This window comes from Bradyrhizobium altum (genome assembly GCF_020889705.1).
Taxonomy (GTDB): Bacteria; Pseudomonadota; Alphaproteobacteria; order Rhizobiales; family Xanthobacteraceae; genus Bradyrhizobium; species Bradyrhizobium altum.
Map to the genome: position 1 here is coordinate 1 of NZ_JACMYP010000080.1, position 24444 is coordinate 24444.

22 protein-coding genes are annotated in these 24444 nt (G+C 65.0%); 18 read left to right on the forward strand and 4 right to left on the reverse strand.

Annotation, left to right across the window (positions count from 1 at the left end):
* From H8B02_RS20400 to H8B02_RS20460, 13 genes are all read left to right on the forward strand, one after another.
* The coding region (locus tag H8B02_RS20400) for a hypothetical protein (protein ID WP_229167871.1) at positions 1 to 182 on the forward strand (182 nt) is incomplete at its 5' end.
* Positions 183 to 407: 225 nt separating this feature from the next.
* Entirely contained in the window at positions 408 to 1121 is a 714-nt protein-coding gene (gene tolQ / locus H8B02_RS20405; RefSeq protein WP_016846954.1) for a protein TolQ, read from the forward strand.
* 34 nt (positions 1122 to 1155) lie between these two features.
* The gene (locus H8B02_RS20410; RefSeq protein ID WP_212320444.1) at positions 1156 to 1623 is read left to right on the forward strand and encodes a biopolymer transporter ExbD; all 468 of its coding nucleotides are present in this window, start codon (positions 1156 to 1158) and stop codon (positions 1621 to 1623) included.
* 52 nt (positions 1624 to 1675) lie between these two features.
* Positions 1676 to 2656 (forward strand): cell envelope integrity protein TolA, encoded by a 981-nt coding sequence (gene tolA, locus H8B02_RS20415; RefSeq protein ID WP_229167872.1) that lies wholly within the window; start codon positions 1676 to 1678, stop codon positions 2654 to 2656.
* A 71-nt stretch (positions 2657 to 2727) separates the two neighbouring features.
* Entirely contained in the window at positions 2728 to 4062 is a 1335-nt protein-coding gene (tolB, locus tag H8B02_RS20420) for a Tol-Pal system beta propeller repeat protein TolB (protein ID WP_212320440.1), read from the forward strand.
* 187 nt (positions 4063 to 4249) lie between these two features.
* Positions 4250 to 6580 carry a putative bifunctional diguanylate cyclase/phosphodiesterase gene (locus H8B02_RS20425; RefSeq protein ID WP_229167873.1) on the forward strand — a complete coding sequence of 777 codons (2331 nt, stop codon included), beginning with the start codon at positions 4250 to 4252 and terminating at the stop codon, positions 6578 to 6580.
* 173 nt (positions 6581 to 6753) lie between these two features.
* Positions 6754 to 7485 carry an N-acyl amino acid synthase FeeM domain-containing protein gene (locus tag H8B02_RS20430; RefSeq protein ID WP_229167874.1) on the forward strand — a complete coding sequence of 244 codons (732 nt, stop codon included), beginning with the start codon at positions 6754 to 6756 and terminating at the stop codon, positions 7483 to 7485.
* A gap of 310 nt (positions 7486 to 7795) precedes the next feature.
* Complete coding sequence (gene pal, locus H8B02_RS20435; protein WP_229167875.1) at positions 7796 to 8278, forward strand: peptidoglycan-associated lipoprotein Pal; 483 nt, start codon at positions 7796 to 7798, stop codon at positions 8276 to 8278.
* Positions 8279 to 8527: 249 nt separating this feature from the next.
* On the forward strand, positions 8528 to 9580 hold the full coding sequence (ybgF, locus tag H8B02_RS20440) for a tol-pal system protein YbgF (protein WP_229167876.1): 1053 nt from the start codon (positions 8528 to 8530) through the stop codon (positions 9578 to 9580).
* Between the two features lie 49 nt (positions 9581 to 9629).
* On the forward strand, positions 9630 to 10652 hold the full coding sequence (gene tilS / locus H8B02_RS20445) for a tRNA lysidine(34) synthetase TilS (protein WP_229167877.1): 1023 nt from the start codon (positions 9630 to 9632) through the stop codon (positions 10650 to 10652).
* 259 nt (positions 10653 to 10911) lie between these two features.
* Positions 10912 to 12834, forward strand: a complete 1923-nt coding sequence (gene ftsH / locus H8B02_RS20450; protein ID WP_097676103.1) for an ATP-dependent zinc metalloprotease FtsH — start codon at positions 10912 to 10914, stop codon at positions 12832 to 12834.
* A 12-nt stretch (positions 12835 to 12846) separates the two neighbouring features.
* Positions 12847 to 13260: a DUF3052 domain-containing protein gene (locus H8B02_RS20455; protein ID WP_229167878.1), complete on the forward strand. Its 414-nt coding sequence runs from the start codon at positions 12847 to 12849 to the stop codon at positions 13258 to 13260.
* 119 nt (positions 13261 to 13379) lie between these two features.
* Positions 13380 to 14579 (forward strand): ABC transporter substrate-binding protein, encoded by a 1200-nt coding sequence (locus H8B02_RS20460; RefSeq protein WP_229167879.1) that lies wholly within the window; start codon positions 13380 to 13382, stop codon positions 14577 to 14579.
* A 119-nt stretch (positions 14580 to 14698) separates the two neighbouring features.
* On the opposite strand, the gene H8B02_RS20465 is transcribed toward H8B02_RS20460, so the two are convergent.
* Positions 14699 to 16198, reverse strand: a complete 1500-nt coding sequence (locus tag H8B02_RS20465; protein ID WP_229167880.1) for a hypothetical protein — start codon at positions 16196 to 16198, stop codon at positions 14699 to 14701.
* 410 nt (positions 16199 to 16608) lie between these two features.
* Between H8B02_RS20465 and H8B02_RS20470 the strand changes: the two genes are divergently transcribed.
* Entirely contained in the window at positions 16609 to 17283 is a 675-nt protein-coding gene (locus H8B02_RS20470; protein WP_229167881.1) for a TetR/AcrR family transcriptional regulator, read from the forward strand.
* An 83-nt stretch (positions 17284 to 17366) separates the two neighbouring features.
* Positions 17367 to 17795, forward strand: a complete 429-nt coding sequence (locus H8B02_RS20475) for an OsmC family protein (protein ID WP_229167882.1) — start codon at positions 17367 to 17369, stop codon at positions 17793 to 17795.
* Positions 17796 to 17910: 115 nt separating this feature from the next.
* Here the strand turns inward: H8B02_RS20475 and pyk are convergent, their stop codons facing one another.
* Positions 17911 to 19347: a pyruvate kinase gene (gene pyk, locus H8B02_RS20480; RefSeq protein WP_229167883.1), complete on the reverse strand. Its 1437-nt coding sequence runs from the start codon at positions 19345 to 19347 to the stop codon at positions 17911 to 17913.
* Positions 19344 to 19952 carry a DUF1036 domain-containing protein gene (locus H8B02_RS20485; RefSeq protein WP_229167884.1) on the reverse strand — a complete coding sequence of 203 codons (609 nt, stop codon included), beginning with the start codon at positions 19950 to 19952 and terminating at the stop codon, positions 19344 to 19346. The genes pyk and H8B02_RS20485 overlap by 4 nt, the downstream gene beginning before the upstream one ends.
* Before the next feature lie 197 nt (positions 19953 to 20149).
* Between H8B02_RS20485 and H8B02_RS20490 the strand changes: the two genes are divergently transcribed.
* From H8B02_RS20490 to H8B02_RS20500, 3 genes are all read left to right on the forward strand, one after another.
* The gene (locus tag H8B02_RS20490; RefSeq protein ID WP_229167885.1) at positions 20150 to 20452 is read left to right on the forward strand and encodes a DUF1244 domain-containing protein; all 303 of its coding nucleotides are present in this window, start codon (positions 20150 to 20152) and stop codon (positions 20450 to 20452) included.
* A gap of 174 nt (positions 20453 to 20626) precedes the next feature.
* Positions 20627 to 20899: a DUF2312 domain-containing protein gene (locus H8B02_RS20495; protein ID WP_029085502.1), complete on the forward strand. Its 273-nt coding sequence runs from the start codon at positions 20627 to 20629 to the stop codon at positions 20897 to 20899.
* Positions 20900 to 21031: 132 nt separating this feature from the next.
* Positions 21032 to 22795 (forward strand): adenylate/guanylate cyclase domain-containing protein, encoded by a 1764-nt coding sequence (locus H8B02_RS20500; RefSeq protein WP_229167886.1) that lies wholly within the window; start codon positions 21032 to 21034, stop codon positions 22793 to 22795.
* Between the two features lie 32 nt (positions 22796 to 22827).
* On the opposite strand, the gene H8B02_RS20505 is transcribed toward H8B02_RS20500, so the two are convergent.
* Entirely contained in the window at positions 22828 to 24438 is a 1611-nt protein-coding gene (locus H8B02_RS20505) for a peptidoglycan L,D-endopeptidase MepK (protein ID WP_229167887.1), read from the reverse strand.
* Between the last annotated feature and the right edge of the window lie 6 nt (positions 24439 to 24444).

Genomic DNA, 24444 nt, shown 5'->3' on the forward strand with positions numbered 1-24444 from the left:
CGCTGGAGCCACGATCCCGTTCACAATCAAATGCGGTGGTCATGGGTCCTGGCTTTCGCCAGGACGACGCGGGGGGGGGGACGCCGGGCATCACCCCACCAACCGCCGAAGCCATTCATCTGCGGAACCCGCCAACCACCTCCGCCGGCGGCATTTCCCGCTTCCAAATTTCCCTTTGGTAACCTCGCCTTAACCATGATTAGCGTTTGGTTAGGGTCGGAATGCCGCGTGAAAAGCCCTCGTTTTGACATGTTGGCAGGGGAAGCAGGGCCCGGCTTTGGACGGGCCCCCCATGCGACAGATGCAAGAGGCTTTCGCGCAGTTTCGCCGCGCCTGATGCGGCCGTGGAATCGGTGCCGATTGGCGGCCCGCCTGATGGGGACACTTGCGTTGAGAGGATATTGCCGATGAATCCCGCCGACGTGGCTCAGTCAACTCTGCCACTGGCATCGAGCGATGTGTCGCTGATCGCGCTGTTTTGGCAGGCTCATTGGGTCGTCAAATGCGTGATGTTGGGACTTTTGTCCTGCTCGGTGTGGGTCTGGGCGATCGCGATCGACAAGATCCTGCTCTACGCCCGCACCAAGCGGGCGATGGACAAGTTCGAGCAGGCGTTCTGGTCCGGCCAGTCGATCGAGGAACTCTACCGGGCGCTCTCGGCCAAGCCGACCCAGTCGATGGCGGCCTGTTTCGTGGCGGCGATGCGGGAGTGGAAGCGCTCTTTCGAGAGCCAGTCGCGGTCCTTTGCCGGCCTGCAGGCCCGGATCGAGAAGGTCATGAACGTCTCGATCGCCCGGGAGGTGGAGCGGCTGGAACGGCGGCTGCTGGTGCTCGCCACCGTCGGCTCGGCCGGCCCCTTTGTCGGCCTGTTTGGCACCGTCTGGGGCATCATGTCGAGCTTCCAGTCGATCGCGGCCTCGAAAAACACCTCCCTGGCGGTGGTGGCGCCCGGTATCGCGGAAGCGCTGTTTGCGACCGCAATCGGCCTGATTGCCGCAATTCCGGCGACTATTTTCTACAATAAGTTCACCTCGGAGGTGAACCGGCAGGCTGCGCGCCTGGAGGGGTTCGCCGACGAGTTCTCCGCCATCCTGTCGCGTCAGATCGACGAGCGGGGCTGAGATCAACGATGGTCACTGTTGTGAGCGCACGATCATGGCGATGAGCATGGCAGGGTCCGGCGGTAGTGGCAGACGCCGCCGCGGGCGCAAGCCGGTCATGGCCGAGATCAACGTCACGCCGATGGTCGACGTGATGCTGGTGCTGCTGATCATCTTCATGGTCGCCGCACCGCTGATGACGTCGAACATCGACATCGACCTGCCGGTCGCGAGCGGCGGCAAGTCGATCTCGTCGAACCAGCCGCCGCTGACGCTGTCGGTGAAGCGCACCGGCGGTGGCTGCAACTCGAATGTCGAGCTCTATCTCGGCGACGCGCCGGTCACGGCCGCCGATTTTCCGGCCAAGATCAAGGCGATCGGGGACGCCCGGTCGGATGCCGAAAAGGTGGTCTATCTGCGTGGCGACAAGGATGTCTGTTACACGGATATGATGAAATTGCTCGGCGAGGTCCGGGCCGCGGGATTCAAGGCGAATATCGTCATCATCCCGGAAGGCGGATAGAGCATGATCCGGAAAAGTGGAGGCCGGTTTTCCGATCAGATCATGCTCCAATATGAGGCCATGTGCGGCAAGGCACGGGGAGCCTGATTTGAAGGTCAAGGTCGACAAGACTCTGGCGGCATCGATTGTCCTGCACGTCCTCGTGATCGGGTGGGGCCTCGTGTCGTTTTCGACCCGGGCGTACGTGATGCCTGAAGAGGATACTGTTGCCGTCGACGTGATCTCGCCCGACCAGCTCTCCCATGTCATGGCCGGCCTGAAGGACGGCAAGAAGGAAAATCCCAAGCCGCTGGTCGAGAAGGTCGCCGAGGCCAAGCCGATGGATGATGCCGTCGGCAAGATCGATGACAAGAAGCCGCCAGTCGTGACCGATACCGCGCCGGCGCCGACGCCGAAGGTGGAGAAGCCGGAAGACAAGAAGCCGGATCCGCCAAAGAAGGTCGAGAACAAGCCGGAGAACAAGCCGAAGGAAGAGCCGAAGCCGATCGAGAAGAAGCCCGATCCGGTGAAGCCCGACCCGATCGCGGAAGCGATCAAGAAGGAAGAAAAGAAGCCGCCGCCGAAGCCGGTCCAGCAGGCCGCCAAGCCGCCGCCGGAGCAGAAACCGAAGGATCGCGTGTTCGACCAGAGCAAGATCGCAGCGCTGCTCGACAAGCGCGACCCGACGCGGGCCGCGGCGACCGGCGATGCGCTCAATGCCAACGCTGCGCTCGGCACGGCGAAGGGCAAGGCCGCCGACAACTCCGCGACCTGGGGCGCGATGTTCAAGCAGCAGGTCGAGCGCTGCTGGAAGAAGCCCTATGGCGGCATCGAGGCGATGCAGACCGAGGCCGTATTCGAGATCAAGCTGAAGCGCGATGGCACGCTCGAAGCCGCGCCGGTGCCGGAAGGCACGCCGGCAACGCCCTATTTGCGCGTCTATCAGGAGAGCGCACTGCGGGCGATCATCGAATGCCAGCCGTATCGACTGCCGGCGGCCTTCTTCGAGGAATGGAAGTATTTCGCGCCGGTGTTCACGGAACGGAAGACCTGAGGACAACCGCGTCGCCTGGCCAACGGCAAGTAAAGTTACCGACAATGACCAACACGAATGATTTGCGGACCATGAAATTTCGCCTCGACCGTCGACAGATGATCTCCGGAATCGCCGCTCTCGGCGCGCTTGCCGGAAGCCGGAGCGCTTTCGGGCAGGCTGGCCCGAAGCGAATCCCGATTCCGGAAGGCGAGTTTGCGCCGGTGCCGATCGCGATCCCGAACTTCGCCGCCGGCACGCCTGGCGACGCCGAAGTCGGCGTCGGCGTCACCCAGGTGATCACCAACAATCTGAAGCGCAGCGGCTTGTTCGCGCCGATCGATCAGGCCGCCTATCTCGAGAAGCAGATCAACATCGACGCGGCGCCGAACTTCAACAACTGGAAGAGCATCAACGCGCAGGCGCTGGTGACCGGCCGCATGACACGCCAGGGCAACGGGCGCGTGAAGGCGGAATTCCGGCTCTGGGACGTCAACACCGGCCAGCAGCTCGCCGGCCAGCAGTACGACACCTCGGCCGAATACTGGCGCCGCATCGCGCACATCATCTCCGATCAGATCTATGAGCGGATGACCGGCGAGAAGGGCTATTTCGATACCCGCATCGTGTTCGTCGACGAGAGTGGCGCTGCGGATCGCCGCGTCAAGCGCCTCGCGCTGATGGACCAGGACGGCGCCAATGTGCGCTATCTGACCCGCGGCTCGGATCTCGTGCTGACGCCGCGCTTCTCGCCGTCGACCCAGGAAATCACCTACATGGAGTTCGGGCAGGGCGACCCGCGCGTCTATCTGCTCAACATCGAGACCGGCCAGCGCGAGATCGTCGGCAACTTCCCGGGCATGTCGTTCTCGCCGCGCTTCTCGCCCGACGGCCAGCGCGTCATCATGAGCCTGCAGCAGGGCGGCAACTCCAACCTGTTCGTGATGGATCTACGCTCGAAGTCGATGACGCGGCTGACCGACACGCCGGCGATCGACACCTCGCCATCCTATGCGCCCGACGGCACGCGGCTCTGCTTCGAGTCCGATCGCGGCGGCAAGCCGCAGATCTACGTGATGCCGGCAACCGGCGGCGCAGCCCAGCGCATCTCGTTCGGCGACGGCACCTATTCGACGCCGGTGTGGTCGCCACGCGGCGACTACATCGCGTTCACCAAGCAAGGCGGCGGGCAGTTCGCGATCGGCATCATGAAGCCGGACGGCTCCGGCGAGCGCATCCTGACCTCGGGCTTCCACAATGAAGGCCCGACCTTTGCGCCGAACGGGCGCGTCGTGATGTTCTTCCGCGATCCCGGCGGCAACAGCGGTCCGTCGCTGTTCACCATCGACGTTTCCGGGCGCAACGAACTGCGGGTGCCGACCCCGGGTTTTGCCTCCGACCCCGCCTGGTCGCCGCTGTTGTCGTGAGGCTCGCGCTGGGCTGCTCCAGGGAACCCTGGGGCGGTCGGCACTTCTTACCTAGCGCACTGAAACTTATGCCGAATTTCGGCTATCAATGGGTCGCGGCAACGACTCGCTAACGATGTTCCCTCAGAAAGACTTCACCTGCGACCGCTAGAACTACGGAGCCGGAAAGGGACGCGTACGTCTGCAGATGCAGTTGGTGGATCAGAAACGACGAGGCAGCCAGGACGAGCTGGAGCCGGTGCTCTACGCTGCACTCGTGGATTCGATGCGCCAGAATTTCTGGGCGATGTTCCTCGGCAGCGTCGCCACCGCCTCCGCCGCGGTGATGACCGCGCTCAAGACCGGCAATGTGCTGCTGTGGCCGTTCGCCTTCCTGATCATTGCCATCGGAACCGCGCGGGCGGTCTGGATGCGCAAGTACGACGAGGGGCAGGGTGGCGGGCTGACCTACGAGGAAGCCAAGGTCTGGGCGCCGCGCTACTCGATCGGTGCGATTGTGTACGCCATGGTGCTGGGCGCCTGGTGCTTTGTCACCATCCTCGGCAGCGATGATGCGATCGCCCACATGCTCTGCGTCGCGGTGACGGTCGGCTACACGGCTGGCGGCGCGGCCCGCAACTACGGGCGGCCGCGGCTGCTCCAGCTCCATGTGCTGGTCGCCTGCGGGCCGATGTCGCTCGCTTTGGCGCTGCATGGCGACTTCTACTACATCGGCCTGTCGATCCTGCTGGTCCTGTTCTTCCTCGGCCTGAAGGGCATCAACCTCAGCCTGCATGCGATCTTCGTCAAGGCGCTGACCGCGAGCTTCCGCGAGGCGGCGCTGGCGCATCAGTTCGATACCGCGCTCAACAACATGCCGCACGGCTTGTGCATGTTCCGCGACGACGGACGCCTCGCGGTGATGAACCACCGCTTCATCGAGATGATGCAGCTGTCGGACGATTTCGTGCAGCGCGGCGCCAGCGCGACCGATATCTGCAATGCCTGCGTGCTGTCTGGCGCGATCTCGGCCGCGGCGGCGCAACAGATCCTCTACGAGATCGAGAGCTCCCAGCGCGGCGACATCGTCACCAGCGACCCCGATCCGGCCCAGAATCGTTCGCTGGACTGGACGTTCCAGCCGATGCCAGGCGGCGGCACGGTCGTGCTGGTCGAGGACATCACCGAGCGAAAGGACGCCGAGGCCAGGATCAGCCATCTCGCGCGCTACGACGAGCTGACCGCGCTGCCCAACCGCGTCAATTTCCGCGACGAGATCGGCCGGCTGCTCGCCATGCAGCACGGCGATCACCGCTCCGCGTTGCTGTTCGTCGACCTCGACCAGTTCAAGCAGGTCAACGACACGCTCGGCCATCCCTGCGGCGACCAGCTGCTTTGCGCGGTCGCCGAGCGGCTGCGCGAGATGCTTCGGCCGGAGGATTTCGTGGCGCGGTTCGGCGGCGACGAGTTCGTCGTGTTCCAGCAAAACATCAACTCGCATGAGGACGCCGCCGCACTGGCGCGGCGCATCGTCGACCGCCTCAGCGAGCGCTACAAGATCGACAACCATCTGGTCGAGATCGGCGCCAGCGTCGGGATCGCGATGACCGCACCGGGCGTCGGTGCCGATACGCTATTGAAGAACGCCGACATGGCGCTCTACCGCGCCAAGGCCGACGGTCGCGGCACCTTCTGCTTCTTCCGCGACGAGATGGCCCAGACCGTCGAGGCCCGCCGCATCCTCGAGCTCGATCTGCGCAAGGCGCTCGCCAACGAGGAATTCGAGCTGTTCTACCAGCCGCTGATCAACCTGAAGTCCGGCAAGGTGTCGACCTGCGAGGCGCTGCTGCGCTGGAACCATCCGGCGCGCGGCACGGTCTCGCCGGTCGACATCATTCCGGTCGCTGAGGATATGGGCCTGATCGTCGATCTCGGCCGCTGGATCCTGCGCAAGGCCTGCATGGAATGCATGAAGTGGCCCGAAGCGGTCAGCGTCGCGGTCAACTTCTCACCGCAGCAGTTCCATCAGCGCGATGTGCTGAGCGAGGTCCGCTATGCGCTCGAGGTCTCCGGTCTGCCGGCACACCGCCTGGAGATCGAGATCACCGAATCCTCGCTGCTGCACAACACCGAGCTGACCCACGACGTGCTGTCGCAGTTGCGTTCGCTCGGCGTGCGGATCTCGCTGGATGATTTCGGCACCGGCTATTCGTCGCTTAGCTATTTGCACAATTTCCCGCTGCAGAAGGTCAAGATCGACCGCTCCTTCCTCGAAGGCATCGACAGCGATCGGCCGCTGACCCTGCTGCGCGGGGTGGCGCGGCTGTCCGCGGACCTCGGCATGTCGGTCGTGGTCGAGGGGATCGAGACCAATGAGCAGCTCGAACTGATCAGTGCCGACGGCGCGGTGACCGAAGCACAGGGATACCTGTTCAGCCGGCCGGTTCCCGCCGTCCGCATCCGCCAGCTGCTCAATGCCTCGCACGGCCGGCGGACCGACGAGCAACTGCACGTGGTTCCTTCGCGCTCGATCGCGTGAGCGGGCTGAATCCATTCAATCGATAGTTGTGATAGCCCTCGGTTGCACTACCGGAAATGCACCCTTTGCGGTCGAAGGTTAACTGTATTGCCTCGATTGCTTTGACGAAAATTAAGAAGCTGTTAAGGTTTTAGGCAGCTCGCAAAAGTTGTCGTGAAAGTCCGGAGTAGTTCATGAGGTCCCCCGTCGTTGCGCCCCGCGCTTTTTCGCGGGGCCCCGAGCTGCTCGACCAGGTTGATTACCGCCTCGCCCAAACGCCGGCAGAAAAAGAAGCGATCTACAATCTGCGTTACCGCGCATATCTGCGCGAAGGCGCGGTGAAGGAATCCGCGGAGCAGCGGGTCACGGATCAATATGATGATCTGGAGAACTCCTGGACTTTCGGCGTCTATCTCGACGGCGAGCTGAGCAGCTCGGTTCGCATCAGCGTGCTGACGAGCGAGTGGCGCGAGTCCTGTTCTGCGGAGGCCTTCGGCGAAATCCTGCATCCGAAGCTCGATCGCCATGGAGTCATCATCGATCCCGCGCGATTTGTTGCGGATCCCGATCGGGCCCGGCGCGTGCCTGAACTGCCCTATGTCACAGTCCGCCTCGCCTATATGGCTTGCGAGTATTTCAACGCCGATCTGGGGCTGGCGATCGTCCGTCCAGAGCACCAGGCATTCTACCGTCGCGTCTTCTTCCACGAGACCATCGCCGAACCGCGCCTGTTTCCGGGCCTGCTCAAGCCGGTCGGGCTGATGGCGGCGAACTTCCGCGCCATGCGCGACAAGGTGTTCAATCGCTACCCGATGATGCGCTCATCCGCGTTTGAGCGCCGCATGCTGTTCGAGCGCGAACACCACGTGCTCCAGCAGCCGCCGATCGAGCGATTCGAGCGCCACTCGATCGTGCCGCATTCCTGACCGAGAATCAGCCGGCTGCGGTTCCGTCGCTACCGCGGGTTCCGCGTTCCAAATCTGCAACTTTCTGTCGCCGGCTGGCCACGGACGGCGCCAAAATTGCCGGCGGGCGACTTGGTTCCCGCGATGCTTGCCTTCCCTTCACCGTCGCGCCACATTTGCCACCCATTAACCATCGGGGGCGCTTTTCGCCATTGCCTGGCATTTGATGGGGTCCAGCAAGGTCTCGTCAAGGTTGACGGAACGTTCGCTTAACCATCGCCCTGTAGACCCAATGGACAGTACGAAGAGCGTGAGCGTGGAGGCTCCGGGAATGAAATATCTCCAGGGTATGAAGCTGGTTGCGGTTCTGGCGGTGGCGCTGTCGATGGGTGCCTGCGCCAACAAGAACCCGTTGGACGCCAATGGCGCGATCGGGGGCGCCGCGACCCCGGGCAGCCAGCAGGATTTCGTGGTCAATGTCGGCGACCGCGTGTTCTTTGAGAGCGATCAGACCGATCTCAGCCCGCAGGCGACAGCGACCCTCGACAAGCAGGCGCAGTGGCTGCAGACCTATAGCCGTTATTCCTTCACCATCGAAGGTCATGCCGACGAGCGCGGCACGCGCGAATACAACATCGCGCTCGGTGCTCGCCGTGCCCAGTCGGTTCGCGCCTATCTGGCCTCGCGCGGCATCGATCCAAGTCGCATGCGCACCATCTCCTACGGCAAGGAGCGCCCGGTCGCGGTTTGTAACGACATCTCCTGCTGGTCGCAGAACCGTCGCGCCGTCACCGTGCTGAACGCCAGCTCCTGACGCGATCCGTGATGGATTTTTTCAAGCCGGCGCCTTCGGGCGCCGGTTTTGTTTTGGCCGCGTGAAAGCCTGGCCCGCCTTCATCAAGATGAACGAAGCTGCGCGCAATTGGCCGCTTGCTTGTTCCACCGTCCGTACTAAACCGGTATCCGCGACGCTGTCCCGGATTTGAGGTGCCAGTCACAATTCCGGCGTACTCCGTCCCTCAATGTCGCTCGCTTTTCACGTCGATCTCGTCGTCAGGGCAAAATGTCATCCAGGCTTCATTTTCTTTCCTCCGCCGCGGCGATCGCGGCGTTGTTCGCGGTTTCTGTTCCGGCTTTTGCTCAATCCGACGATTCCGATGCCGAAATGCGGATCGAGCGGCTCGAAAACCAACTGCGGCAGCTGACCGGCCAGAACGAGGAGCTGCAGTACCGCAACCGCCAGCTTGAGGAGCGGCTGCGCCAGCTTGGCGGCCAGCCGCCCGGCGCTCCTGGACAGGCTCCGGCAGGTCAACCCAATGTCGCGGCCGTGCCGCCGGCGCAGCAGCCGCAGTCCTACCCGCAAGCTCAGCCGGGCTACCCTCAGCCGCAGCAGGGATATGGTCAGCCACAGCAAGGATACGGCAGGCAGCCGCAGGGCGGCTATGACCAGCAACAGCAAATCGCAGCGCCCCCGCCGATCGTGCAGGAGCCGGCGCAGACGGCAGCTCCCGGCCGCCGCGGTCGCGGCGATGCTTTCGATCCGAACCAGAATCCGAATGCCCCGGGCGCTCCGCGCGTACTCGGTGGCGGCGGCCAGATGCCGATGCAGAGCAATGCGGCGGTCGGCGCTCCCGGCGGCCGAGGGGCGGGCGAGCCGCTCGACCTCGGTAACACCAGCCCGCAGCGCGGTGCCCCCGGCGCAAGTGCGGCCCTGACCACGTTGCCGCCATCGGCGACCTCGAAGGATGAGTTCGACCTTGGCATCGGCTACATGCAGCGCAAGGACTATGCGCTCGCCGAAGAGACGATGAAGAACTTTGCCCAGAAATATCCGAGCGATCCCCTGGTGGCGGACTCGCAATACTGGCTCGGCGAAAGCTATTTCCAGCGCCAGCAATATCGCGACGCTGCGGAAACCTTCCTCGGCGTGACCACCAAGTTTGACAAGTCCGCGAAGGCGCCCGACGCCCTGCTGCGACTTGGCCAGTCGCTGGCGGCGCTGAAGGAAAAGGAAGCCGCCTGCGCCGCGTTCGGCGAGATCGCGCGGAAATATCCGCGCGCGTCCGGCGGGGTCAAGGCTACGGTTGACCGCGAGCAGAAGCGCGTGAAGTGCTAAACCAGCGCGGAGGCCGCTTCCGGCCTTTCCGCAACAAGCTGGCTTTGCGATGCCTGACGACCGATCCGCCATCCCGGCACGGGACGCCAAACGCCTGTTCGCAGGCCTCGCGCGTGCACCGGCGATTGTGCTCGCGGTGTCCGGCGGTCCCGATTCAGTCGCGCTGATGTGGCTGGCCGCGCGCTGGCGCCGCGCGCTTGCGTCAGGACCGCAACTGGTCGCCGTCACCGTCGATCACGGCCTTCGTCCTGAAGCGCCGCGCGAGGCGCGCGACGTCAAGCAGGTGGCGCGAAGCCTCGACCTGCCGCATCACACGCTGCGATGGCGCGGGCCCAAGCCGAAGACCGGCGTGCCTGCGGCCGCGCGTGAGGCGCGCTATCGCCTGCTCGCGCAAGCCGCGCGCAGGCACGGCGCCACGCATATCCTGACCGCGCACACCCGTGACGATCAGGCCGAGACGCTGTTGATGCGGATGCTGCGTGGCAGCGGCGTCGCGGGCCTCTCGGCGATGGCGCGCGAGATCGAGCGCGACGGCGTTTTGCTGACGCGGCCGCTGCTCGATGTCTCCAAGGCGCAGCTTATCGCGACGCTGAAGAAGGCACGCATCGGCTTTGCCGACGATCCGACCAATCGCGATCCGGCCTTCACGCGGCCGCGGCTGCGCGCGCTGATGCCGATGCTGGCGGAGGAGGGCGGCGACGCGCGGAACCTGGCACGGCTCGCGGCGCGGATCGCGCGCGCCAACGCTGCGCTGGAGGTGCTGGTCGATGGCGCCGAGCGCTATCTTGCGTTGAAAAGCGAGGATAACCTCGAGGCGGGTTTCGACGCGGCGCTGTTCGCGGTGATGCCGGACGAGATCCGCCTCCGTCTGCTCAAGCGCGCCATCGACCGCACCGGACATGAGGGGCCGGCCGAACTCGGCAAGGTCGAAACCCTGCTCGCCGCGGTCGATGAGGCCGTGGGACAACGCGAATCCAAGCTGAAACAGACGCTTGCCGGAGCGGTCATCAGCGTCTCCGCCGGCCGTATCAGGATCAGCCCGGCGCCGCCTCGCCGGGCCCGTTCCCGCTGAGCCGGGTACGATTGTTTCAACCGCTGTCATAATCCGGCAAGGAGGCTTAACCACCCCGGAAAAACACCGGATTCCGCGTCATTTTTTGACCGGGAATCGGGCTAGGATGCGGTAAATAGTCGTGCGTGGTTCCCTTGGCATCGACCCCAGCGGCACCTAGATTGTAGGGCATCGACGGGATGGATTCCCTGGGGATTCCCACAGAGCCTGCCCAAGGATTAGAGAGAGGCCGCGATCCGCGCGACCACGAAGGAAGACCATGAACGCCAATCTGCGGAATTTCGCCCTCTGGGTCATCATTGTCCTGCTGTTGCTGGCGTTGTTCACGCTTTTCCAGAATCCTGGCCAGCGCTCGTCGTCCTCGGATATCTCGTTCTCGCAGCTTCTCACTGAAGTCGATCAGGGCCATGTCCGCGACGTCGTGATTCAGGGGCCCGAGATTCACGGTACCTTCAACAACGGCACCAGCTTCCAGACTTACGCGCCGAGCGATCCGTCGCTCGTGAAGCGGCTCTATGACGCCAAGGTGCAGATCACCGCGAAGGCGCCCGGCGACAACGTGCCGTGGTTCGTCTCGCTGCTCGTCTCCTGGTTGCCGTTCATCGCGCTGATCGGCGTCTGGATCTTCCTGTCGCGGCAGATGCAGGGCGGCGCCGGCAAGGCGATGGGCTTTGGCAAGTCGCGCGCCAAGATGCTGACCGAGGCGCATGGCCGCGTCACCTTCGAGGACGTCGCGGGCGTCGACGAGGCCAAGCAGGATCTGCAGGAGATCGTCGAATTCCTCCGCGACCCCGGCAAGTTCCAGCGGCTCGGCGGACGCATTCCGCGCGGCGTGCTGCTGGTCGGCCCTCCCGGCACCGGCAAGACGCTGATCGCGCGCGCGGTGGCGGGTGAAGCCAACGTGCCGTTCTTCACGATCTCCGGTTCTGACTTCGTCGAAATGTTCGTCGGCGTCGGCGCGAGCCGTGTCCGCGACATGTTCGAGCAGGCCAAGAAGAACGCGCCCTGCATCATCTTCATCGACGAAATCGACGCGGTCGGCCGTCATCGCGGCGCCGGCCTCGGCGGCGGCAATGACGAGCGCGAGCAGACGCTGAATCAGTTGCTGGTCGAGATGGACGGCTTCGAGGCCAATGAAGGCGTGATCCTGATCGCGGCGACCAACCGTCCCGACGTGCTCGATCCCGCGCTGCTGCGTCCGGGCCGCTTCGACCGTCAGGTCGTGGTGCCGAATCCGGACGTCGTCGGCCGCGAGCAGATCCTCAAGGTTCACGTCCGCAAGGTGCCGCTGGCGCCGGATATCAACCTCAAGACCATCGCGCGCGGCACCCCGGGCTTCTCGGGCGCCGACCTGATGAACCTCGTCAACGAGGCTGCGCTGACCGCCGCCCGCCGCAACAAGCGGATGGTGACGCAGGCCGAGTTCGAAGAGGCCAAGGACAAGGTGATGATGGGCGCCGAGCGCAAGTCGCTCGTCATGACCGAGGAAGAGAAGTTGCTGACCGCCTATCACGAGGGCGGCCACGCCATCGTCGGCCTCAACGTCGTCGCGACCGATCCGATCCACAAGGCGACCATCATTCCGCGCGGCCGTGCGCTGGGCATGGTGATGCAGCTGCCGGAGCGCGACAAGCTGTCGATGTCGCTGGAGCAGATGACCTCGCGCCTCGCCATCATGATGGGTGGCCGTGTCGCGGAAGAGCTGATCTTCGGCCGCGAGAAGGTGACCTCGGGCGCCGCCTCCGATATCGAGCAGGCGACCCGCCTGGCCCGCATGATGGTGACTCGCTGGGGCCTGTCGGAAGAACTCGGCACCGTCTCCTATGGCGAGAACCAGGACGAGGTGTTCCTGGGCATGTCGGTCTCGCGCACCCAGAATGCGTCGGAGGCGACGGTCCAGAAGATCGACTCCGAGATCAAGCGCCTGGTCGAGGAAGGCTACAAGGAAGCGACCCGGATCCTGACCGAGAAGCACGGCGACCTCGAAGCCCTGGCCAAGGGCCTGCTCGAGTTCGAGACGCTGACCGGCGACGAGATCATCGACCTGCTGAAGGGCAAGAAGCCCAACCGCGAGTCCGTGCTCGAGCCGTCGACGCCGCGCGCCTCCGCCGTGCCGCCGGCCGGCAAGTCGCGCCCGCGTCCCGATCCGGACACCGGCATGGAGCCGCAGCCGCAGGCGTAAGCTTCGCCCGCCATGGCCGGCACGTCCGGCAAACCGATTGTGCAAAAGCTCGGCTTCAAGCCGGGCTTTTGTATTTTTGTCGACGGGTTGTCCGTTCCCTATGGCGACATCGTCGGCGAGCTGCCGGCCGATGTGCGGATCGCGAAGACCGCGCGGGCGCCGCTCGATGCCGTGCATCTGTTCGCCGCCGAGGCCAGGGGGCTCGCCGCCAAGCTGCAGCGTTACCGCGAGGCGATCGCACCTCGCGGCATGATCTGGGTGTCGTGGCCGAAGAAGAGCTCGGGCGTCGCGACCGATCTTGACGACAAGACGGTGCGCGAGATCGGGCTCGCGTCCGGCCTGGTCGACATTAAGGTCTGCGCCGTCGACGCGGTGTGGTCGGGGCTGAAATTCGTGATCCCGGTCAAAGAGCGCGGCAAGCGCTGAGATCGCCCCGGCGAATAGGCTTGGCCTCCGTTGGGGCGCCGTGGCATCCTTAAGGCCAAGCCGACAAACGGCACGGCCGCGCTCTCTGAGCACGCGGCAAGAAAGGGGAGGGGAGGCCGATGCGCAAGGCATTCGGCGCGCTTGGCGCCATTTCATTCCTGCTGCTGCCCACCGCTTCATTCGCCGCGGAGATGCGCGGCGTCACGGCAACCGAAATCAGGATCGGCCAGACCATGCCCTATAGCGGGCCGGTGTCGGCGTTCGGCGCGCTGGGCAAGGGCGAGGCCGGTTATTTCAGGATGCTGAACGAGCGCGGCGGCATCAACGGCCGCAAGATCAATTTCATCTCGCTGGACGATTCCTACGCGCCGCCGAAAACGGTGGAGCAGACGCGCCGGCTCGTCGAGAGCGACGAGGTCGCGCTGATCTTCTCCTCGATCGGCACCGCGCACAACACGGCGATCGCAAAATACCTGCAGGGCAAGAACATCCCGCAGCTGTTCCTGGCCTCCGGCGCTTCGAAGTTCGGCGACATCGCGCAGTTCCCGCAGGCGACGATGGGCGTGCAGGCGCCGTTTCGCTACGAGGCCCGGCTCTATGCGCGCTATGCGCTGGCGAAGAATCCGAACGCGACATTCGCTGTCATCTCGCAGAACGACGATTACGGCCGCGACTATCTCGCGGGTCTGAAGGACGTGCTCGGCGAGCAGTATGATTCGCTCGTCACCGTTGCGACCTACGAGATATCGGACCCGACCATAGACTCGCAGATCGTCAAGCTGAAGGCGACCAATGCCGACGTCTTCGTGATCGCAGCGACGCCGAAATTCGCGGCGCAGTCGATCCGCAAGGCCTTTGAGATCGGCTGGCGGCCGATGACGTTCCTCTCCAACACCGCGGTGTGGATTTCGACCGTGATGCAGCCGGCCGGCGTCGAGGCCGGCACCGGCATCATCTCGACGGCGTATGTGAAGGATCCGGACGATCCGGCGTGGAAGGACGATCCCGGCATGAAGGGCTGGCGCGATTTCATGACCAGATACGTGCCCGAGGGCGATCAGCACGACACCAACTACGTCAATGCCTACAACAGCGCGATGGCGCTGGAGGCGGTGCTGAAGGCCTGCGGCGACGATCTCTCGACCGAGAACATCCTGCGGCAGGCGTTCGCGATCAAGGAACTGGAATTGCCGATGCTGCTGCCGGGCATCAAGGTCAACACCTCGCCGGCCGACCATGTGCCGGTCGACCAGATGCAGCTGATGCGCTTCAACGGCAAGACCTGGGATCGCTTCGGCGAGCTCCAGACGGGGAATTGAAGTCGGAGGTGCGGCGCAATTGCGCCACAAGGCTCGCACCTCCAGCGACAAAGGCGAAGCCTTTGCGCGAGGATGACGCGATAAGCGGCACGCGATTCTTGACGAAGCAATGGCGTAGGCTAGTTCGAACCTTCTGCCGCCGGCACCACGCCGGCCTTCTCGTCCGATCGCACATGGATGACGGCGATGTCGTCTCTATAGAGCCGCTTCCAGCCCTTGAGGTGGTCCAGCGCGTTTCCGGCCGGAGAGTCCGAGCTCAGCAGCGTGGCGTCGATCCGGTATTTGTCGAGCAGGTCCAGCAGCTGGCCGACGTCGCGGGCATCGAGCGCGGCGTAATAGTCGAGCACGAACTGCTCGCCATAAAGCTCGGCGCGGCCGTCGATGAACACCTTCATGTCGCGGCTCACCATGTAGCCGCCGAACGGCGCGGTGCTGAACACGCGCTGCGCCTTGTGTTGCTGCAGGACGTCGACCGCGGCAACGGGCGAGAACACCGGCAGGAATTTGAACTCGTGCTGCGCGACGAACATCGTCGTCGTCACCCACGCTCCGATCACCATCGCGATAGTAGCCAGGATCGTGACGACGGGGACGGCGCGTCCTTCCTCGAAGCGGGCGGCGCGGACGCCTGCCATTCCCCATTGTTCGGCGATCGGCTTGGCGAGCACGAGCGGCGCGATGAACGCGAACACCTCGATGTTGCGGATATGGCTCAGCGCCATCCAGATCAGCCCGAGCAGCAACAGGATCCGCGGCACCGACAGGGTCAGCCCGCGATAGCAGATGACGCCGATCAGGCCGAGCAGCGTGGCTTCGAAGAAGCTGGGCTTGGTGAAATCCGCGGGCAGCCATTCGCCGATCATCGACAGCAGCTTGCCGAGGCTGAGGATCTTGGTCGCACCCAGCAGGCTATTCCAGCCATAGGGCGTCACGCAGCTCGCGGCCAGCGCGGCGACGCCGAACAGTCCCCATCGCACGATGAGTTGACGGCGGCGGCTCGGCTCCGCGCTCCACACCGCCTCCAGTCCGATCGGCCCGATCAGCGCCAGGCCGAGCACGAAGCCGCCATGCAGATTGGCCCACAACGCCATCAGCGGCAGCAGCCACCATGACGGATGGGTGCGGCGATCCGCGGCCGACATCAGGCCGCCGATGAACGCCAGCAGCACCGGCAGCGCGAGCACATGCGGCCGCGCGAAGAAGTGGATCGTCGACAGCAGCAGCGCCAGCGCCGCGATCAGGAGCGCACGCGCCGGATCGAAATATGGGCTCAACAGATGCAGGAAGATCGCGACCGACGCGCCGATCGCGATCGACGTCAGGATCACCGGCCCGGCCCAATCGCCGCCGTACACGAGGGCGTACGCCACCTGCGACAGCCACGAGCTCGAGATCCAGGGCTCGCCGAAACGGGTGAACGAGAACACGTCTGATGTCGGCATTGCGCCATGTTCGAGGATCCACTGTCCGACCTTGATCTGCCACTCCGTGTCGGAATCGCGCAGCAGGATTTCACCGGCGGAGAGATAGAACAGATAGGCGCCCACGGCGGCGCACAGCGGCAGCAGTCCTCGCACCGCGCTACGGCTGCTCACGCTGCTGGTGATGGAGAGTGACATGCGCTTTCTTGGCTCGGCCGGGGACATCGAGGCAACGCCACACGTGGCGTTGGGCGCACTCGACCACGGCTTCCGATAAATTCGGGTAAATGCCGCCGCGATGTCGTGGGTCCGCGCGAGATCGGATGTCTCGATTTCGAGCAATCATCTTGGCGCGCGATTTACCATCGGAAGCCCGATCCGGACCTGTGTGCTGTTGGCATCTGGCGCTTCCGTCGGCCGGAGGGCAGCCGGTTCAATCGGAGGTGGCGTGCGGCCGTCGCAAAATCCTTACAATTCCAGCTTGTCATTCAGTCTGAATAGTTGTTCACTTCTTCAAACGGTTGCGGGATCAATCGTTCAAAACATTGAAGACGCGTGTGTTCTGCCGGTGGGCGCCGGCCGGGGCACACGGTGGGGGGCGGAACGCCATGGTCTACCGGCGAACTCATCAGGTTGTGAAACGGCTGGCTGCCCGGCGCAGCGCCATCCTGTCGGCTGCGCGCGACGCGGCGGCGGCGGGCGGCATGGCCGCGGTCCAGATTGCACCGGTCGCGGTGCGGGCCAATGTCGCGGCCGGCACCGTTTATCGCTATTTCCCGTCGAAGGCCGAGCTGATCTCGGAATTGATCACCGAAGTCTCGCGTGACGAATTGTCCGCGATCCGGCGCGCCGCAGAGGCCGCGCCCGGACCGTCATCGGCGCTGGCCGCCGCGGTGACGACGATTGCGGTCCACGTGCTGTCGCAGCGCAAGCTGGCCTGGGGCATCCTGGCCGAGCCGGTCGATGTCGACGTCACCGCCTCGCGCCTCGCCAGCCGCCGCGATATTTCCGGCGAGCTTGCCATGCGCATCGACGCGGCCGTACGCGCCGGACATCTGCCGGCGCAGGACACGGGGCTGGCCGCCACCGCCTTGCTCGGCGCGCTGCACGAAGCGCTGGTCGGCCCGCTGGCGCCGTCCAATCTCGACGATCCGATCAAGCTGCGCGATGCGGTGCAGACCGTGACGCTGCTCGCGCTGCGTGCGGTCGGCGTGATGGATGCACGCGCCCGTGGCCTTGTGGTGCAGGCGACGACCCCGGCAAAGGCGCTGGTCGGGGCCTGAGATCGCGGCTGCGCGGCGAACACTTCCGTCGCATTGGCGTTGTAGGTTGAGGCTGGGTTTCAACCCATCTCAAGGAGCAACACATGACGACCACCCATGGCTCGGCCAAATGGCAGGGCGGCATCAAGGACGGCAAGGGCGCGATCTCGACCAAGAGTGGCGCGCTCGCGGATTACCCCTACGGCTTCGCCAGCCGCTTCGAGGGCAAGCCGGGCTCAAACCCCGAAGAGCTGATCGGCGCGGCGCATGCCGCCTGCTTCACGATGGCGCTGTCGTTGATCCTGGGCGAGGCCAAGCTCACGGCCGAGTACATGGAGACCAAGGCCGACGTGACCCTCGAGAAGGTCGCCGACGGCTTTGCCATCACCGCCGTGCACCTGACGCTATCGGCGAAGATCCCGGGCGCCGATAACGCAACGTTCCAGGAATTGGCGGGCAAGGCCAAGGCCGGATGTCCGGTGTCGAAGCTGCTCAACACCAAGATCACGCTCGACGCGGCGTTGCAGGGCTGATGGTCTGGAGCGCAGCCTGGGGCCACGCTGATGCGTGGCCCGGCGCGGCGGGTTAGAGCGTTTTCGAGCGAAGCCGGCACCGGTTCGCGTGACGAAAACGCGTCAAAACGAGAATCTACAGCTGCGCGTCGCCGTTCGGTCCGACCGAGGCGATGCGCAACATGTTGGTGGTGCCGGGCGCGCGGAGCGGCACGCCAGCGACGATGATGACGCGCTGGCCGGCCTTGGCAAAACCGTCCCGGAATGCAATCGAGCCGGCGCGTTCAACCATGTCGTCGAGATCGTGCGCGTCCTCGGCGACCACGCAATGCACGCCCCACACCACCGACAGTTTGCGGCCGGTGACGAGGTTCGGCGTGATCGCGACCACCGGCACCTTGGGCCGCTCGCGCGCCACGCGGATCGCGGTCGAGCCTGACGACGTCCAGCAGATGATCGCCGACAGATCGAGCGTTTCGGCGATCTGCCGCGCGGCGTCGGCAATGGCATCGCCCACCGTCGCCTCGGGATCGACGCGCTGTGCGTTGAGCACGCTGCGATAGGTCGGATCGCGCTCCACCTCCTCGCCGATGCGGTTCATGGTCGAGACCGCTTCGACCGGGAATTTGCCGGCGGCGGACTCCGCCGACAGCATGATGGCGTCGGCGCCCTCATAGACGGCGGTAGCGACGTCGGAGACCTCGGCGCGCGTCGGCACCGGCGCCTGGATCATCGATTCCAGCATCTGGGTCGCGACCACCACCGGCCTGCCGGCGCGCCGCGCCATCCGGATCATCTGCTTCTGCAGGCTCGGCACCCGCTCCAGCGGCAGCTCGACGCCGAGATCGCCGCGCGCCACCATCAGCGCATCCGCCACCTCGATGATGTCGGCGAGGCGGTCGATCGCCTGCGGCTTCTCGATCTTGGCCATCACTGCGGCACGACCGCGGATCATCTTCTTGGCCTCGATCACGTCCTCGGCACGCTGCACGAAGGACAGCGCAACCCAGTCGATCCCTTCCGGCAGCGCGGCTTCCAGATCCGCACGGTCCTTCGGGGTCATCGCGGAGACCGGCAGGTCGGTGTCGGGCAGGCTGACGCCCTTGCGGTCCGACATCTTGCCGCCGATCACGACGCGCGTGACCGCGCGGTCGGGCGAGGTTTCCTCGGCGATCAGCCGCACCTTGCCGTCGTCGAGCAACAGCGCGTGGCCGGGCCGGAGTGCTGCGAGGATCTCCGGATGCGGAAGCTGGACGCGGCTGTTGTCGCCCGGCGTCTTGTCGGAATCCAGAATGAAGCTCTGGCCGTTCTTGAGCTGGGTCGACCCTTCCGCGAAGGCGCCGACCCGCAGCTTCGGCCCTTGCAGGTCGACCAGGATGCCGATCGGCCGGCCGTAGCTCGATTCGACATTGCGGATGGTCTTGACCAGCTCCCGCATCTTGTCGTGCGGGGTATGGCTCATGTTGATGCGGAACACGTCGGCACCCGCCTCGAACAGCCTGCGGATCATCGCGCTGTCTGAGGAGACCGGGCCGAGCGTTGCGAGGATCTTGATTCGACGCAGTCGTCTCATTGTTTGTTTCCGGGTGGTGCGGCTGGCGGCAGACCAGACGCGCCCGGAGGCGCTGCGCCCGGCGGCGGGTTGGGCAGGCCCGGCATCGCCCCGGGGCTTCCCGGAGCCACGCCGCCCGGCATTCCCGGTACTTTTTGCGGCTGTTGTTCGTTGGCTTCGGTCAGCTGGACGGTCCATGCACGCTGCTCGCCGGTGTCGACCTCGAAGAAGCCAGTGCGGTCAAAGCCCCGCGCCAGGCAATTCTCGGTGCCCTTGATGGTGAATTCCTTGTCGCGCGAGCACATGAAGGCCTGGCCGGACCATTCGCCACCGCGATCGTAGTCGAGAGCGTAGATGTAGTAGTAGCGCGCCACAAGGTTGCCGCGCAGCAGGGTCTCGCAGGTCCGCGACGACACATTCCACCAGCCCTCCGTGGTCCAGCCCTCGGCATCTTTGTAGCCGAGCGCGATCCCGACCCGGCTCGAGGTGTTGTTGCAGAGCCGGAAATCGGCGGCCGCCGGGCTCGTCCACAGGCATGCCGCGACAAGTGCCAGCACCGGCAGGACGCCGGCCAGGATCAGGCGGGTGATGCGGGGAGCTGAGGCGAGAGAATCTGTTGGGCTCATGCGGCGAAGCTATATCAAATCATTGTCGATTTCGCGTGCCCGGCAGGCACTGTCAACGGGCGGGCGCCCGTCCCACACGCTGCGGGACCGTGGCTAGTGTGGCCGGACAGGTCCGTATTGCGTGTCGATATGGCAAAATCTGTGACAATTCCCACCTGATATCAATATGGTGAGCGCATCACACCGGGATCACGATCATGAGCATTGACGACAAAACCAGAACAGAACTTGAGGCCGCGGTGTTCCGGCGCCTCGTCGATCATCTGCGCAACCGGACCGATGTGCAGAACATCGACCTGATGAACCTCGCCGGCTTCTGCCGCAATTGCCTGTCCAACTGGATGAAGGAAGAGGCCGACGCCAAGGGCCTTGCGCTGAGCAAGGACGAGAGCCGCGAGGCGGTCTACGGCATGCCGTATGAGGAGTGGAAGGCGAAGTTTCAGGGCGGCGCGACGCCGGAGCAGCTCGCGGCGATGAAGAAGGCCCAAAGCGGGCACTAATTCCCGATCTATGTGACGCCAGTTCCGTGGCCGTCGGCATCTCCTGTGGGCGCGCTGTGGATGAGCGCGATGTTTCCTTGACGGGACGTGCTCCAAAATCGAGGGTCGCCCGCAACAAGCGGTGCGCGTGGCGCGTATTCGCGCGACATTTCATTGCCATTTCAGGAGTACGCGATGGCCACTACGTCTGCCGCCGTTCAGGATGAACCCGCAACGCGATTTGCCAAGGACCAGCTCAAATCTATCATCGAGCGCATCGAGCGGCTGGAAGAGGAAAAGAAGACCATCTCGGACGATATCCGCGACGTCTATGCCGAGGCCAAGGGCAACGGCTTCGACGTCAAGGCGCTGCGCACCATCGTGCGCCTGCGCAAGCAGGATGCCAACGAGCGCCAGGAGCAGGAAACCATCCTGGAGACCTACATGCAGGCGCTCGGGATGCTCTGAGGCGGCAGGCGGGCCGGTCTGGCGTCGCCAAGGCGCCCGCCCGAGGTAACTCGCCCAATCCTCTCGGCGAGGCTTGGGTGAAATCCCGGGATTTGCTACACTGCCGGTGAGGTAACCGGGCAGAGCGTTCAGATGGACGTGCCAGGACCAGAGCGTCGGCTCGCTGCGGTCCTCGCCGCCGACATGGTCGGCTTTAGCCGCCTGATGGAGGCTGACGAGACGGGCACCCTTGCGCGCCTCAAGACCCATCGGATCGAACTGATCGATCCGGCCATCAGCAAAAATCGCGGCCGCATCATCAAGACCACCGGCGACGGCCTGCTGGTCGAATTCCACAGCGTCGTCGATGCGGTGCTGTGCGCGGCCGAGGTCCAGCGCCGGATGGCCAAACGCAACACGGACGTCGCGCCGGCGCGGTGGATGCAGTTTCGCATCGGCATCAATCTCGGCGATGTGATCGTCGACGGCGCCGACATCTTTGGCGACGGTGTCAATGTCGCCTCGCGCCTCGAGGTGCTGGCCGAACCCGGTGGCATCTGCATTTCCGGCGCAGTCCGCGATCAGGTCGGCGATCGCCTGGAAGATCTGAGCTTCGAGGATCTCGGCGACCAGACCGTCAAGAACATTGCGCGCCCGATCCGGGTTTTCCGCGTCCATCTCGAATCGGGCGCCAGATCCACTACTGACCATCCGAGCGCGGCGGCCGCCCCTGTCGTCGCCAAAAAGCCCTCGATCGCCGTGCTGCCGCTCGTCAATATGAGCGGCGATCCCGAGCAGGAATTCTTCGCCGACGGCCTCACCGAGGACATCATCACCGAGCTGTCGCGCTTTCACGATCTGCTCGTTATCTCGCGCAATTCGACCTTCGTGTACAAGGGCAAGGCGGTGAAGGTGCAGGACGTCGCGAAGGAATTCGCGGTCGACTATGTGCTGGAAGGCAGCGTGCGCAAGGCGGGCGGCCGGATTCGCGTCACCGTGCAGCTGATCGATGCCGAGGCCGACCGGCACGTCTGGGCCGAACGCTACGACCGCGAGCTCGCCGACATCTTCGCGATCCAGGACGAGATGACGCGCGCGATCGTGTCGACCTTGCCGGGCCGTGTCGAGGCCGCCGCCCATGACCGCGTCAAGCGCAAGCCGACCGACAACATGGCGGCCTATGAGTGCGTGCTGGCCGCCAAGGTGCTGCATCACCGCTCGGCCCGCGACGACAATACGGAGGCGCAGCGTTTGCTCGAGCGGGCCATCGTGCTCGATCCCAACTACGCCCATGCGCACGCCTGGCGGGCCTGCGTGCTCGGCCAGACCTGGGTCTACAATTGGTGCGACGACCGCGACGCGACCTTCGCGCAGGTGGCGGCCGAGCTCGAGATCGCGCTCCAGCTCGACGACAATGACAGCGACGTGCACCGGATCCTCGCCGCGCTGAACCTCAACCGTGACGACCACGACAAGGCGGCCTTCCACCAGGAGCGCGCGCTCGCCCTCAATCCCAACTACGACCTCGTCGTCGTGCAGCAGGGTGAGCTCCTGACCTGGCTCGGGCGGCCGGAGGAGGGCATCGACTGGATCAAGCGGGCGATGCGCCTCAATCCGTTCCATCCGGAGCGATTCTGGAGTCATCTCGGCCGCGCCTGCTATTGCGCCGAGAAGTACGCCGATGCGGCCGAGGCGTTCTCGCGCATCACGCGGCCCGACCACACCCATCACGCCTTCCTCGCCGCAACGTTGGCGCAGATGGGTAACGCGGTGGCGGCCACAGCCCATGCGACCGAAGTGCTGAAGCGCGAGCCGACCTTCTCGGTCGCCGCTCACCTGGCAACCCAGCACTACAAGCGCGCGCCCGACCGGGCGCGCTATGAGGCCGGCCTGCTCAAGGCAGGGCTGCCGGCCTGAACGGCTGATGAAGTGATCTTGTCGGCAGAAGCCTAGCGCAGCGAGGCGGTGCGCAGCACGAAGGACTGGGTCGTCAGGAGGGCGGTCGCCGAGCCCGAGAAGTGGTCGCAGGTCATGCCCATCATCGGATCTTCCGAGAAGGTCATGGCGACGGCGGCCTGCGGCTTCACGAAGTGGGCCCGCATCATGTTCATGTCGGTGTCGCCCAGCACCGTGGTCAGCATGCCGCTGCTCGCGCTCGGCGCCAGCATCACGACGCGCATCCAGATGTCGTTGCCCTTGGCGGCCGAGATCCGCGCCGATGTCGCGATCACGCCCTGGCTAGGTGTGCCCTTTGCAACGACGGTGTTGATTTCGGTGGCCGGCGCCGCCGCATTGCGCGTCGGGCGCACGTTGCGCGGGATCGGCGCGGTCGCCGCGACGATATTGGCACGATCCACCGGCGACGACGCAGCCGGCGCATAAGCGAGCGCCTTGTTGAAGTTCTCGGTCGTGCTGGCGGTGGTCTGCGGATCGGAGCCGCCGACCGCCTCGCGCGCCTTCAGCGCGGCGATCTGCGCGGCCGATGCCTGCTTCGGCGCGGCGGACTCGTCACCCCAGAAACCGCGGGCATTGATGATGTCGGCGGGCGATTGCGGCGCGGTGTTCTCGGCCGTCTGCACCACCTGCACCGCCGGCTTCGCCTTCGGCATCGGGACGAGCTGCGCGTCGGCGGCGGCGAGCTGGACGGCGGCGGCGAACTGCTGCGGCTTGGCGCGCGGCAGCGGAACGGGATCGGCGGATCTGGTATCTGAAGATTTGGCAGGGGCAGCGGCCGCAACCATCGTGGCAGCGGGCTTGTCGTTCACGGCAGCCGCGCCTTCGTCTTCGTCGTCACCCGACTTGCCGGCCCCGAACAGCTTCGCGAACAGGGTCGGCTTGCTGATAACAGCAGCATCGTCGCCATTGCCGCGGCGTTCGATGTCGGCCTTGGCGAGTTCATAGCCCTTCAGCGGCGTGCCGTCGGTCGGCACATGGACGGTGCGGCCGTCGGGGAACACCCGGACCAGTTGCTCGCGGGTCATCCGCGGCCAGTGGCGAATGCCGCCGGTGTCGAGATGCACGAACGGCGAGCCCGAGGTCGGATAGAAGCCGACGCCGCCGCGCTGGAGGCGCAGGCCGGCGAAGCGGATCTGCTCCAGCGGCACGCCCGGAATGAAGAAGTCCATCGCATGCCCCAGCATGTGCTGGCTGTGGCGCGCAACGCCCGAGGAGCGGCGGCGGAGCATGGCATTGGTGGCAGGGGCGCGATAGGCGGAGATGATCTGGATCGGCTGCTTGCCGCCGACGTCGCTGTAGACTTCCCAGAGGATGTCGAACAAATGACGGTCCATCACCGTCTCGTCCTGGGAACGCCAGTCGCGCAGGAAGTGATTGAGCTGCTTCAGCGCGGCTTCATCGTAGCGGCCATCGCGCTTGAAGGTGATGGTGAGGTCTTCGCCGGAATGGGTGTGATGGAAGGACAGGGTGCGGGTCTGGTTCAGCGCCGTCGCATCGTGCACCGAGCCGGCGCCCGCCAACAGCAATAGCGCGGTCAGGCCGACGTGGTATCCGGCCTTAGGCAGCGACAGCGGTTTGTAGCGGCGTGCGAAAACAGCCAGCACTATGAG

What these genes read in the sequence shown, in the direction of transcription:
- tolQ (WP_016846954.1), top strand. Translation starts at nt 408, where the DNA reads ATGAATCCCGCCGACGTGGCTCAGTCAACTCTGCCACTGGCATCGAGC.
- H8B02_RS20410 (WP_212320444.1), top strand. Translation starts at nt 1,156, where the DNA reads ATGGCGATGAGCATGGCAGGGTCCGGCGGTAGTGGCAGACGCCGCCGC.
- tolA (WP_229167872.1), top strand. Translation starts at nt 1,676, where the DNA reads ATGAGGCCATGTGCGGCAAGGCACGGGGAGCCTGATTTGAAGGTCAAG.
- tolB (WP_212320440.1), top strand. Translation starts at nt 2,728, where the DNA reads ATGAAATTTCGCCTCGACCGTCGACAGATGATCTCCGGAATCGCCGCT.
- H8B02_RS20425 (WP_229167873.1), top strand. Translation starts at nt 4,250, where the DNA reads ATGCAGTTGGTGGATCAGAAACGACGAGGCAGCCAGGACGAGCTGGAG.
- H8B02_RS20430 (WP_229167874.1), top strand. Translation starts at nt 6,754, where the DNA reads ATGAGGTCCCCCGTCGTTGCGCCCCGCGCTTTTTCGCGGGGCCCCGAG.
- pal (WP_229167875.1), top strand. Translation starts at nt 7,796, where the DNA reads ATGAAATATCTCCAGGGTATGAAGCTGGTTGCGGTTCTGGCGGTGGCG.
- ybgF (WP_229167876.1), top strand. Translation starts at nt 8,528, where the DNA reads ATGTCATCCAGGCTTCATTTTCTTTCCTCCGCCGCGGCGATCGCGGCG.
- tilS (WP_229167877.1), top strand. Translation starts at nt 9,630, where the DNA reads ATGCCTGACGACCGATCCGCCATCCCGGCACGGGACGCCAAACGCCTG.
- ftsH (WP_097676103.1), top strand. Translation starts at nt 10,912, where the DNA reads ATGAACGCCAATCTGCGGAATTTCGCCCTCTGGGTCATCATTGTCCTG.
- H8B02_RS20455 (WP_229167878.1), top strand. Translation starts at nt 12,847, where the DNA reads ATGGCCGGCACGTCCGGCAAACCGATTGTGCAAAAGCTCGGCTTCAAG.
- H8B02_RS20460 (WP_229167879.1), top strand. Translation starts at nt 13,380, where the DNA reads ATGCGCAAGGCATTCGGCGCGCTTGGCGCCATTTCATTCCTGCTGCTG.
- H8B02_RS20465 (WP_229167880.1), bottom strand. Translation starts at nt 16,198, where the DNA reads ATGTCACTCTCCATCACCAGCAGCGTGAGCAGCCGTAGCGCGGTGCGA.
- H8B02_RS20470 (WP_229167881.1), top strand. Translation starts at nt 16,609, where the DNA reads ATGGTCTACCGGCGAACTCATCAGGTTGTGAAACGGCTGGCTGCCCGG.
- H8B02_RS20475 (WP_229167882.1), top strand. Translation starts at nt 17,367, where the DNA reads ATGACGACCACCCATGGCTCGGCCAAATGGCAGGGCGGCATCAAGGAC.
- pyk (WP_229167883.1), bottom strand. Translation starts at nt 19,347, where the DNA reads ATGAGACGACTGCGTCGAATCAAGATCCTCGCAACGCTCGGCCCGGTC.
- H8B02_RS20485 (WP_229167884.1), bottom strand. Translation starts at nt 19,952, where the DNA reads ATGAGCCCAACAGATTCTCTCGCCTCAGCTCCCCGCATCACCCGCCTG.
- H8B02_RS20490 (WP_229167885.1), top strand. Translation starts at nt 20,150, where the DNA reads ATGAGCATTGACGACAAAACCAGAACAGAACTTGAGGCCGCGGTGTTC.
- H8B02_RS20495 (WP_029085502.1), top strand. Translation starts at nt 20,627, where the DNA reads ATGGCCACTACGTCTGCCGCCGTTCAGGATGAACCCGCAACGCGATTT.
- H8B02_RS20500 (WP_229167886.1), top strand. Translation starts at nt 21,032, where the DNA reads ATGGACGTGCCAGGACCAGAGCGTCGGCTCGCTGCGGTCCTCGCCGCC.